The organism is Desulfatiglans anilini DSM 4660, from assembly GCF_000422285.1.
Classification (GTDB): Bacteria; Desulfobacterota; DSM-4660; order Desulfatiglandales; family Desulfatiglandaceae; genus Desulfatiglans; species Desulfatiglans anilini.
In genome coordinates this window covers 58,081-67,674 of the sequence record NZ_AULM01000021.1, presented here as the reverse complement: position 1 = coordinate 67,674, position 9,594 = coordinate 58,081, and the positions used below count along the sequence as shown (strand labels likewise).

General features: G+C 58.0%; 15 protein-coding genes. 11 read left to right on the top strand and 4 right to left on the bottom strand.

Annotated elements, in window-relative coordinates; all coding sequences use genetic code 11:
- Nucleotides 1-51: 51 nt before the first annotated feature.
- From H567_RS0114215 to H567_RS0114205, 3 genes are all read right to left on the bottom strand, one after another.
- Nucleotides 52-705 (bottom strand): DUF1638 domain-containing protein, encoded by a 654-nt coding sequence (locus H567_RS0114215; protein WP_028321909.1) that lies wholly within the window; start codon nt 703-705, stop codon nt 52-54.
- A gap of 151 nt (nt 706-856) precedes the next feature.
- Nucleotides 857-1,084 carry a hypothetical protein gene (locus H567_RS0114210; RefSeq protein ID WP_084517341.1) on the bottom strand — a complete coding sequence of 76 codons (228 nt, stop codon included), beginning with the start codon at nt 1,082-1,084 and terminating at the stop codon, nt 857-859.
- A 475-nt stretch (nt 1,085-1,559) separates the two neighbouring features.
- Nucleotides 1,560-1,892, bottom strand: coding sequence for a thioredoxin family protein (locus H567_RS0114205; protein WP_244155479.1), 333 nt, complete (start codon nt 1,890-1,892; stop codon nt 1,560-1,562).
- 255 nt (nt 1,893-2,147) lie between these two features.
- On the opposite strand from H567_RS0114205, the gene H567_RS0114195 reads away from it, so the two are divergent.
- From H567_RS0114195 to H567_RS0114185, 3 genes are read left to right on the top strand one after another with little or no spacing between them, the layout of a single operon-like run.
- Entirely contained in the window at nt 2,148-3,566 is a 1,419-nt protein-coding gene (locus H567_RS0114195; protein WP_084517339.1) for a sigma-54 interaction domain-containing protein, read from the top strand.
- 15 nt (nt 3,567-3,581) lie between these two features.
- Complete coding sequence (locus H567_RS29630; RefSeq protein ID WP_244155478.1) at nt 3,582-4,181, top strand: toxin-antitoxin system TumE family protein; 600 nt, start codon at nt 3,582-3,584, stop codon at nt 4,179-4,181.
- Between the two features lie 4 nt (nt 4,182-4,185).
- A complete protein-coding gene (locus H567_RS0114185; RefSeq protein ID WP_028321904.1) occupies nt 4,186-4,545 on the top strand; it encodes an HVO_A0114 family putative DNA-binding protein in 360 nt (119 codons plus the stop codon).
- 168 nt (nt 4,546-4,713) lie between these two features.
- Here H567_RS0114185 and H567_RS28615 read toward each other — a convergent pair whose 3' ends face one another.
- Nucleotides 4,714-4,998, bottom strand: a complete 285-nt coding sequence (locus tag H567_RS28615) for a hypothetical protein (protein ID WP_153306204.1) — start codon at nt 4,996-4,998, stop codon at nt 4,714-4,716.
- Between the two features lie 266 nt (nt 4,999-5,264).
- Here H567_RS28615 and H567_RS27330 point away from each other — a divergent pair, with 266 nt between their 5' ends.
- The 8 genes from H567_RS27330 to H567_RS0114130 all read left to right on the top strand — a co-directional run bounded on the left by H567_RS27330 (nt 5,265) and on the right by H567_RS0114130 (nt 9,518).
- Entirely contained in the window at nt 5,265-5,720 is a 456-nt protein-coding gene (locus tag H567_RS27330; protein ID WP_051184896.1) for an NfeD family protein, read from the top strand.
- Nucleotides 5,721-5,739: 19 nt separating this feature from the next.
- Nucleotides 5,740-6,660 (top strand): SPFH domain-containing protein, encoded by a 921-nt coding sequence (locus tag H567_RS0114165; RefSeq protein WP_028321903.1) that lies wholly within the window; start codon nt 5,740-5,742, stop codon nt 6,658-6,660.
- A gap of 381 nt (nt 6,661-7,041) precedes the next feature.
- Nucleotides 7,042-7,290: a type II toxin-antitoxin system Phd/YefM family antitoxin gene (locus tag H567_RS0114160; RefSeq protein WP_028321902.1), complete on the top strand. Its 249-nt coding sequence runs from the start codon at nt 7,042-7,044 to the stop codon at nt 7,288-7,290.
- The gene (locus H567_RS0114155; protein WP_028321901.1) at nt 7,287-7,673 is read left to right on the top strand and encodes a type II toxin-antitoxin system VapC family toxin; all 387 of its coding nucleotides are present in this window, start codon (nt 7,287-7,289) and stop codon (nt 7,671-7,673) included. The genes H567_RS0114160 and H567_RS0114155 overlap by 4 nt, the downstream gene beginning before the upstream one ends.
- Before the next feature lie 62 nt (nt 7,674-7,735).
- Nucleotides 7,736-8,260, top strand: a complete 525-nt coding sequence (locus tag H567_RS25055) for a DUF4143 domain-containing protein (protein WP_051184894.1) — start codon at nt 7,736-7,738, stop codon at nt 8,258-8,260.
- Between the two features lie 148 nt (nt 8,261-8,408).
- Complete coding sequence (locus H567_RS0114145; protein ID WP_028321900.1) at nt 8,409-8,624, top strand: PAS domain S-box protein; 216 nt, start codon at nt 8,409-8,411, stop codon at nt 8,622-8,624.
- Nucleotides 8,625-8,872: 248 nt separating this feature from the next.
- Nucleotides 8,873-9,238 carry a type II toxin-antitoxin system RelE/ParE family toxin gene (locus H567_RS0114135; protein WP_028321899.1) on the top strand — a complete coding sequence of 122 codons (366 nt, stop codon included), beginning with the start codon at nt 8,873-8,875 and terminating at the stop codon, nt 9,236-9,238.
- Nucleotides 9,231-9,518, top strand: coding sequence for an XRE family transcriptional regulator (locus H567_RS0114130; RefSeq protein ID WP_028321898.1), 288 nt, complete (start codon nt 9,231-9,233; stop codon nt 9,516-9,518). The genes H567_RS0114135 and H567_RS0114130 overlap by 8 nt, the downstream gene beginning before the upstream one ends.
- Nucleotides 9,519-9,594: the final 76 nt, after the last annotated feature.

Genomic DNA, 9,594 nt, shown 5'->3' with positions numbered 1-9,594 from the left:
GCAGATTGACGCCGAGATGGGCCAAAAAGACCATTTCCGGATGGAAACGACTCAGGCCAGAAGTTTTTTCGCCTGATCGAGGAGCAGCGACTTGAACCGGTCGAGGGTGACGGGACAGGGCTGGATCGGGATCCCCATCCAGTCGGAGTACTCCAGGAACTCCTCCGGTTTCTCGGCCATGTACGTATCGAGGAAGCCGATGCCGTCGAGCACGATCGCTCCGCCGGTGTGCCGAGGGAAGTTCTCGTTCGCCAGCCCCTGGTCCCAGCCCTTGAACACCTGGTGACGGAACTGGATCCAACCCGGCGTCATCCACCAAACCTTCTCGCCACCCGCCATCTCCTGGGCGATCCGCTCGCGCTCCTCCTCCCCCGCGATCATGTCCATGCAGTGCGTGGCCTCGATCCGCGCCACCCCCTCCCCCTGCTCGGAGATGATCGTGCGCATCGTCCGCGTCGGGTTGTCCGCATTGACGTAGCAGAACTTGCCGCCATAGACGACCAGCACCTTGTCCGCCTTTTCCTTGGCCCGCTGGATCCGGTCGACCAACTGCCGCTCGAGCTCCTTGCAGTCCTCGTGAAGGCCCGGGGTCGTGTAAAAGAGATGCTGCGTATCAAGAAATCCTTCTTTTCTCAGATAGTTCAGCTCTAAACTCAATGTGCCGCATGAGACCACAGCGATCTCGGCAAACGATACAGTGTCCATTCACAGATCTCCTTCCCTCTTGTTGTCGCCGCCCCGGTCCGCGGGCCATGACTGCCGCCGCAGAACAGAACGTCGCACAACCCAGCGGCTGCGCCGCTGCCCATCCGGCTCCGCTCGGCCGCCGCTCGATGACCCCCCGGGGGCGGCCGCACTACTCGCGTGTCATCGCTGCACCGCACTGCGGACAAGCCTGCTGATAGCAGGGAACCCCCAGTTCGTGCGGCGCCTTCGCGCCGCAGTTGGGGCAGACGCAGTTGCCGCCTGGACCGGCCCCGAATCCACCACCACGGCCTCCGCCGCCTCCGCCGCCTCTTCCCCCCGTGCCTCTGCCCGTTCCGGGCCCCTGTCCCCTTGGACCTGTTCCATCTCCTCTAGGCATCGAAACACCTCCTTGCTCGTTTTTCACTGAATCATCGCGGCGTAGGACGCAGAAATCACGCCGCGCCATCCCCCTCATCATGCATCAAGATGTATGCCGCTCGCACCTCCATCGACGCCTCCCCGGCTCCCAGGCCGCAGACGGCCCTACCCAACCATTTACGCCCTTAGATCCATGCGCTCGAACTCCAAAGCAAACCGTTACCCAGCATTTTGTAACGTTCCGTAACGGTATAAGTAACGCTATCTTTTCGAAGGGCTGCAGGGAGAAGGAGTCTTTCTTTTCGTTCTGTCAAGCCCGCCGGACCTCGGCGAGGCTGTTTTCTGGAACGCTTGGAAGGAAACAGGGCATGCAAGGCGCACCGTTTCCCTTGCATGCCCCGCCCTGGATCAGGAGGGTTAAGGTTAGAGGTTATGGCAAACGAACCGCTGTTTCTGTTGAATACTTTAAAAGCAAAACTTGTGCCAAGAACTCTTCACGCCTCTTCTGCGCCCTGGATCGAGCGGATGGCGGCCGAAAGAACGTCAGCCGATTGAAGTCCCAGGAAGCGCTTCACTTCTAATCCATCCCGGAAGATCACCACAGTCGGAATGCACTCGATCCCGAGCTGCACGGCCGCATCCGGGTTCCGGTCGATATCGACCGCGGCCATGCGCACCCTGCCCCTGTACCGCCTGGAAAGCTCCCTCATGATCGGATCCTGAAGGGAGCAGGGCGCACACCAGGGGGCGCCGAAATGGACCACCGTCAACCCGTGGTCTTTCCCCCTGTGTAACTTTCCTGCCTTCTTTTCCGAGATCAAACCCAATCCTCTCTCCATCCCCAGGCGCCCGAAGCGAACCCGCCGACACCTCTGTGAACTTCTGCATCCTTCGAGCTACTTCAATTATTGTGCCGCACATCGCCATCAGGCTCCCGCTCGGCCCGCGATATCCTTGACAAAGGAACCCGGTAACGTTACTTATTCTTTATGCCGGTTCATCCTGCAACGGATAAAACCCATTTTCCGGACCGCGAAAGGCGGCACGGATAAAACCCATTTTCCGGACCGCGAAAGGCGGCCATGAAACAACCGCTTTTCCGTCCTTCAACGCCTATGCGGACACTGGATCCCAGATTTTCGAGCCTGCTGCTCGAGTCCATGGCGGACGGGGTGTTCACCCTCGATGAACAGGGGCGGATCACCTCCTGGAACCCGTCGATCGAACGGATCACGGGTTACAGCGCCGAGGAGGCGATCGGGCAGCCCTGCGCCCTCCTGAACTTCACCGAGTGCTTTCAGGCAAGTTGCCCGACCGGCATCTCCGAATGCGGCATCCTCACCTATGGGCGCCTCGACGGGAGGGAGTGTTTCCTGCGCCACAAAGACGGGTACGACGTGCCGGTCATCAAGAGCGCCCGGCTCGTCAGGGATGAGCAGGGAACGATCGAGGGCGTCGTCGAGACGGTTACGGACCTCACGGAACTCCAGAAGGCGCGCCACGAGGCGGAGGAGGCCGCCCGCCGCCTCGGCGAGACCCACCGCTTCGACCAGATCATCGGCAAGAGCCACGCCATGCAGCAGGTCTTCTCGGCCATCGAGGCGGCCGCGGCGAGCGAGGCCACCATCCTCGTCCAGGGCGAAAGCGGCACCGGCAAGGAACTCGTCGCCAGCGCCATCCACCACCACAGCGCCCGGAAAAACATGCCCTTCGTTACCGTCAACTGCAGCGCGCTCTCTGAGACGCTCCTTGAAAGCGAACTCTTCGGGCATGTCAAAGGGGCCTTCACCGGTGCCATCCGCGACCGGGTCGGCCGCTTCGAAGAGGCCGACGGCGGCACGATCTTCCTGGACGAGATCGCCGAGATCAGCCCGTTCATTCAGGTGAAGCTCCTGAGGGTCGTGCAGGAGCGGGAAATCGAACGCGTCGGGGAATCCCGCAAGCGCAGGATCGACATCCGGATCATCGCCGCCACCAACAAGGACCTCCTCACCCAGGTCCAGCAGGGCGCCTTCCGGGAGGATCTCTTTTACCGGCTCAAGGTGTTCCCGATCCTCATCCCGCCCCTGCGCGAGCGCAAGGAGGACATCCCCTGGCTCGTCACCCACTTCATCGAACTGCAAAACCGCAAGACCGGCCTGGCCATCAAAGGCGCCACGAAGAGTTCCATGCGGATCCTGATGGACTACCCCTGGCCGGGCAATGCGCGTGAACTCGAAAACGCCATCGAGCATGCCTTCGTCCTGTGCGCCGGAGACTATATCGACGTCTTCGATCTGCCAGTCGAGATCCGCCGCTTCGCCTACCGCCCCGCCCCCCTCCCGCAGGAGGCCCCGCCCGCGAAAAGCGGCTGGCCGCCCCAGCCGCTCACCCGCGACGGCCTGCTCGAACTCCTCGACGAATGCGCCTGGAACAAGGCCGAGGCCGGCCGCCGCCTCGGCGTAAGCCGCACCGCGGTCTGGAAGTACATGAAGAAATGGGGGATCCCACTGCGGAAATAGAGGCATGCGCCCGCCATGCAGGGAACGCTGACCCTCGTAGTCAATTTGCTGCGGATTCCGGACCCCGCCCTTGGGCAACCCCATGCCGACACCGTGAAGAACTTAAAGCACAGCAACCTGGCCGAAATCCGCAAACAGGTGGGCTTGGCCCAGGAGCAACCCACCAAGGTTCTAAACAGCAAACAGCCCACGCTCATGAAAAAAGCTTGCATACCTTATCACCTGGTGATAATCTATTTCGACATGGAGATCGGACGACCTTCTGAGGACGATGAAAGCCTTGCCACCTTGCTGAATTTGGATGGTGAGATTTTCTTTATGGATAAGGGTTATTGGACAAAATTCGAGGCGTTCCGGGTCGCCCCGGAACCCCATATCCCTCATGGAGTCCGGTATTGCCTGACCTTGCACGACCGAAACAACCGGCGACTGCTTGGCTTTGACAATGCACACGCCTTCAAACCCAAGACCAAGCGCTACGGCGCCAGGAAAATTTCCTGGGATCACAAACATGAATTCAATGTCATTTCCCCCTACGAATACGAATCTGCAGGCGAGTTGCTCCATGATTTCTGGCGCGAAGTCGACCGAATCATGAGCCAATATCAGAGGTAGAAAAATGAACCGAAAAGTACTCCATATCGGCATTCTGTCCTATGAGGATTACAAGAAGCGCACCTTGGCCATCGCCAACGGAGAATACCAACCACAGCCGGATGAACCCAAAATATGGTTCGAATCGCTACAGTCCATGGCCCAGGTTCTAAGTAATGAAAACCAATGGCTATTGAAGACCATTTTGAAACATAAACCTCAATCGCTCAAAGAATTGGAAGCGGTGACAGGGCGCAGCAGCAGCAACCTGTCGCGGACACTCAAAACGATGGCCCGCTACGGCATCGTGAAGATCGAAAAGCGAGACCGCAAATTAAGGCCTGTAGTTGAGGCCACGGATTTTATGGTTCAATTCGGAATTTAATTGGCTTAAAAGGCTCATCCCTTTCACTCCAGGGACTTGGAGTCGGTATTTGCCCACACGATAAAAAACCTTAACCCATTTTCAACCCTCGTTTGCTGACTATATTTCAGTAAAAATGAGCATCCAAAGTGACTAAATTTTGCTTAATTTAGTCACCAAGCGAATGGATTATTCTGGTTTCCGGTGTCCATCGCCACCACCCGCTTTTTCATATTTTCCTTGACTTAAGGAGTGTCCATCCGGAAATGATTTCGCGGTAGAACCCAGTTTCCAATCCGGAAATGAGGATTTTTGGCCAATATCAAGGAAATCAAGCGTTTGTGCGGAGGCGACCTGTGGGTCGCCGCACAAGCAAACGTGCAGATTGACGCCGAGATTGGCCAAAAAGACCATTTCCGGATGGAGACTAAGGAACCGCTCCATAGGGTGTGAAGGGCAGAAAATTGAAATCATCTGTGAAACTCCTTTGTGCAAATCCTATTCAAATATACTCAAGCAACAAGGATTTGCAGCATAAACCCGGAGGGTATCCCGGTGATCCTGCATACACCTTCAATCTCCAGAAAGATGGCCCCGTATGTGGGGTCCATCTCACGATTTTCCTGACAGCCTCGAGCTGCCTCCCCCCTTTTCCCTCCCAAAGACCCGCTTTGCATTTTCAAGAATCTGGGTTAGTATGATGCCGCGCGCTCACCTGGACGGAGCCGGAGGATATGGCGATGGAATCGATTTTTTCGGCATGGCTCATCTGGTTTTTGTGCGGCGTCGGCCTGGCCTTCCTGGAGCTGCTGATGCCGGGCTTCGTGGTCCTGTTCATGGGGATCGGGTGCCTGGTCGTCTCGGGCCTTCTGCTCCTGTGGCCTCTGACGCTCACCCAGCAGTTCCTGGTTTTCATCGCCGCCACCATCGCCTCGATCGTCTTTCTCCGCAAATGGCTCATGCGCATCTTCAAGGGCCGGTCCATGACCCGTTCCGAGCCGGACTTCGATGACTTCCCCGAAGGCGCGCTCGTCAAGGTCGCCCGCCCCGTTTCCTCCCGACCTGGGGGTCGTATCGAGTTCCGCGGCTCCCTCTGGGACGCGGTCGCCGACGAAGAGATCGGCGTCGGGGAGACGGCGAAGATCATTCGATACGCGGGTGGATCCCGCCAGGCCTATTTCGTCCAAAAACCTTGAACGAACTCGGGAGTATGCCATGACCCCATCGCTTGTCGCCAGCATCGTTCTGGCCGCCTTGGTCGTCGTCATCATCCTCAAGTCGGCCGTGATCGTCCCCCAGAAGAACGAGTACATCGTCGAAAGGCTGGGGAAGTACAGCAGCACCCTCGGCGCCGGCTTCCACATCCTCATCCCGTTCCTCGACCGGATCTCCTACAAGTTCTCCCTGAAGGAGGAGGTCCTCGACATCCCGAGCCAGACCTGCATCACCAAGGACAACGTGACCGTCGAGGTCGACGGCCTGATCTACCTGCAGGTCATGGACAGCAAACTCGCCGCCTACGGCATCAGCGACTACCGCGTCGCCGCCTCCCAACTGGCGCAGACGACGCTCCGGTCCTGCATCGGCCGGATCGATCTCGACAAGACCTTCGAGGAACGCGAGGCGATCAACGGGCAGGTGGTGGATTCGATCGACCTGGCCGCCCAGGCCTGGGGGGTCAAGGTCCTTCGCTACGAGGTCAAGGACATCATGCCGCCCCAGTCCGTCAAGAACGCGATGGAGGCCCAGATGACCGCCGAGCGCGAGAAGCGCGCCGCCATCGCCAAGTCGGAGGGCGAACGGCAGTCCACCATCAACCGCGCCGAAGGCGAACGGCAGGACGCGATCCTGCGCTCCGAGGGCGAGAAGCAGCGGCGCATCAACGAGGCCGAAGGCCGCGCCCAGGAGATCCTCGCCGTCGCCCAGGCGACCGCCGAAGGCCTGAGGCTCATCGCTGAGCAGCTTCAGATGGCCGGCGGGCAGGCCGCCGCCAACCTGCGCGTGGCCGAGCAGTACGTCGCCGAATTCGGCAAGCTGGCGCAGACCTCCAACACCCTCGTGATCCCCAGCAATGTCAGCGACCTGGCCGCCATGGTGACGACGGCCCTCAGCGCTTATGAAAAGATGAACCGATAGCGAAAAAAAAGACGTTCTCCCTCTTTCCGCGTTCGAGGCCTCAGGGCCGCGAATGCGGAAACAGAAGGAACGTCCTTCTCTCCCGCGCTTTGCTGTCTTTTCGACGTCCGGCGCATCACACCGGGGCGGGGTCTTTCAGGGTATTACGCGCCGATTCCCCGGATAATCGGTCTGAACGGACAAACGACCTGGAACTACCACTGGGCAGCCGCTTCCCGACGACCTCCTCGGCGCTCCAGCCATACAACCTTTCCGCCTGGGAGCCCGCCAGCGAAGCCATCCGTGGCAGTGGATCTGCATAGGCGACCAACGAATGATCTTGACACGGAATCTCATCGTGGCTAGACTTAGTTTTGTAAACTAAATCAAGCAGAGTATGTTATGCAAACGTACAATATCCATGAGGCCAAAACAAACCTGTCCCGCCTGGTCGAGGAAGCGGCGCGCGGCAACGGTTTTATCATCGCCAAGGCCGGCAAGCCGATGGTGAAGGTCCTGCCCTTGTCCCAAGAGGAGCGGGGTGTCGCCGGCAGACTCGGATTCTTGAGGGATCAGATCCTCACCCCGGATGATTTCGATACGCTGGGGGCTTCCCAGATCCTCGAACTTTTCGAAGGCCGAACCAAGTGAAGCTTCTCCTGGACACCCATGTTCTCCTTTGGGCTGCCGGCGATCCTGAGAAGCTTTCGGCAAAGACCCGTTCGCTGCTGACCTCTCCCGAAAACACGCTTCTTTTCAGCGCTGCGAGCATCTGGGAAATCGTGATCAAACTCGGTTTAGGGAGGGAAGACTTCAAGGTCGATCCCTACCTGCTGAGAAAGATGATGGTCTTGCATGGCTACCTCGAACTCCCTGTGACCGCCGAGCATGCCTTGAGAGTCGATGCTCTTCCGTTGCTGCACAAGGACCCCTTCGATCGCATCCTCATTGCGCAGGCAAAAACGGAACGTATATCCCTTCTTTCCGCCGACGCGAACGTGCTGCAGTACGGGGAGTCGATCCTGCGCGCATAGAAGGGCCCCATGAGCGATGCGCCGGCAGCGGCATACGGTGGCGAGATCATTCGCCGGAGCTTGTGCTCGGGCGCGACGCCGGGGTTTCGACCGGCACCGCCAGGAGCTGGCTCTCCATCCTGCAGACCTCCGGGATCGTCCACCTCCTGGAGCCCTACTTCACCAACGTGACCAAACGCCTGGTGAAGACGCCCAAACTCTACTTCCTCGATACGGGCCTGTGCGCCTATCTGACGGAATGGTCGAGCCCCGAAACCCTGGAGGCTGGGGCCATGTCCGGGGCCGTCCTGGAGACGTGGACCATAGGAGAACTGCTCAAAGGCTGGTGGCACAGCGGGAAACGGGCCCCTTTCTATTTTTATCGGGACAAGGATCAGAAAGAGATCGACCTCCTGATCATTCAGGACGGCACCGCCTATCCGATCGAGATCAAAAAGACGGCCTCGCCCGGCACCCACGACATCCGGCATTTCGGGGTGCTGGACCGCCTCTCCCTGCCCGTCGGCCCCGGGGCGCTGATATGCCTTGTCCGGCAGGCGCTGCCCCTGACCGATTCGGTCTACGCCGTTCCCGTCAGCGCCATTTGATGTCGATCCGGAAATAGATGTGCGTCCTCACCGGCTGCGCCCGCCCCCTCCCACCGTCCAAAGCGAGGGAAGAGCGTCCGGCGCCCTTTTCTGCCCGGGCCGGCCAAAGCGGCCTTGAAAAAGACCGCTTTTCCGTCCTTCAACGCCTATGCGGACACTGGCTCCCAAATTTTCGAGCCTGCTGCTCGAGTCCATGGCGGATGGGGTGTTCACCTTCGACGAACAGGGGCGGATCACCTCCTGGAACCCGTCGATCGAGCGGATCACGGGTTACAGCGCCGAGGAGGCCGGCCGCCGCCTCGGCGTAAGCCACACCGCGGTCTGGAAATACATGAAGAAATGGGGGATCCCCCTGCGGAAATAGCATTTGGATTTGGCTCCAAAGTTTTCATACTTTCCTTGACTTAAGGAAAGCATTTCCATATTTTTTCCTGATATGAAGACTGTTTTAAAGAGAATCATCGCTGATTTCCATCGGTCCCCCCTGCCGGAATTCCGGCGCAGGGTCCTCGACGTCCCATCGAATCTGGCCAAAATCATCGTCATCGTCGGCCCCCATTTACACAATATCTTTCTTGACAAAATGCCCCATAATAGGTACATTTCTTACGCATGGCGCGGACAAGAAAAATCATCGATGTTCAGTTTTATATGACTGATCAGGGGAGAATACCGGTGAAGGAGTGGCTTAAGGAATTGACACCCGCTGACAGGAAGACTATCGGTGAGGATATGCGCACGGTTGAGCTGGGATGGCCGATGGGCATGCCACTCGTGAGAAAGATTGATACCGGTCTATGGGAAGTCCGCTCTGATCTATCAAGTAGCCGGATTTCAAGAGTACTCTTCACGGTAAGCGGGCAAATGATGATCTTACTGCATGGTTTCATCAAAAAGAGTCCTAAAACACCGCTAAATGATCTGAGGACCGCCAAACAGCGTATGGCCCATTTTGAGAAGGAGAAATCGAATGAATGACAAGCACAAGAATCTGGGTGGGAGCTTCAATGACTTCCTTAAGGAGGAAGGGATCTTTGAAGAATGCACGGAGACCGCTATCAAAAGGGTCCTGGCATGGCAAATAGAACAGGAGATGAAAAGAAACAACCTATCGAAATCGGAAATGGCCAAGAGAATGAAAACGAGCCGATCGTCTCTCGACAGGCTCTTGGACCCTGTCAATGAATCGGTTACGTTACACACCCTCAGAAAAGCAGCTCATGCGGTCGGTAGAACCCTGAAACTGGAACTCGCCTAAGAGAAATCGGCCTTTAGCTCACGTATCCAGCGAGTGAGTCCGCGGAAAGAGACCTCCTATTCATTCTTGGGTAAAC

Bases quoted from the DNA above. Each gene is read 5' to 3' on its own strand.
- H567_RS0114185 (WP_028321904.1), top strand. From the start codon at position 4,186: ATGAACCGAAAAGTACTCCATATCGGCATTCTGTCCTATGAGGATTAC.
- H567_RS27330 (WP_051184896.1), top strand. From the start codon at position 5,265: ATGGAATCGATTTTTTCGGCATGGCTCATCTGGTTTTTGTGCGGCGTC.
- H567_RS0114130 (WP_028321898.1), top strand. From the start codon at position 9,231: ATGAATGACAAGCACAAGAATCTGGGTGGGAGCTTCAATGACTTCCTT.
- H567_RS0114145 (WP_028321900.1), top strand. From the start codon at position 8,409: ATGCGGACACTGGCTCCCAAATTTTCGAGCCTGCTGCTCGAGTCCATG.
- H567_RS0114160 (WP_028321902.1), top strand. From the start codon at position 7,042: ATGCAAACGTACAATATCCATGAGGCCAAAACAAACCTGTCCCGCCTG.
- H567_RS28615 (WP_153306204.1), bottom strand. From the start codon at position 4,998: ATGATTTCAATTTTCTGCCCTTCACACCCTATGGAGCGGTTCCTTAGT.
- H567_RS0114195 (WP_084517339.1), top strand. From the start codon at position 2,148: ATGAAACAACCGCTTTTCCGTCCTTCAACGCCTATGCGGACACTGGAT.
- H567_RS0114165 (WP_028321903.1), top strand. From the start codon at position 5,740: ATGACCCCATCGCTTGTCGCCAGCATCGTTCTGGCCGCCTTGGTCGTC.
- H567_RS0114215 (WP_028321909.1), bottom strand. From the start codon at position 705: ATGGACACTGTATCGTTTGCCGAGATCGCTGTGGTCTCATGCGGCACA.
- H567_RS0114135 (WP_028321899.1), top strand. From the start codon at position 8,873: ATGGCGCGGACAAGAAAAATCATCGATGTTCAGTTTTATATGACTGAT.
- H567_RS29630 (WP_244155478.1), top strand. From the start codon at position 3,582: ATGCAGGGAACGCTGACCCTCGTAGTCAATTTGCTGCGGATTCCGGAC.
- H567_RS0114210 (WP_084517341.1), bottom strand. From the start codon at position 1,084: ATGCCTAGAGGAGATGGAACAGGTCCAAGGGGACAGGGGCCCGGAACG.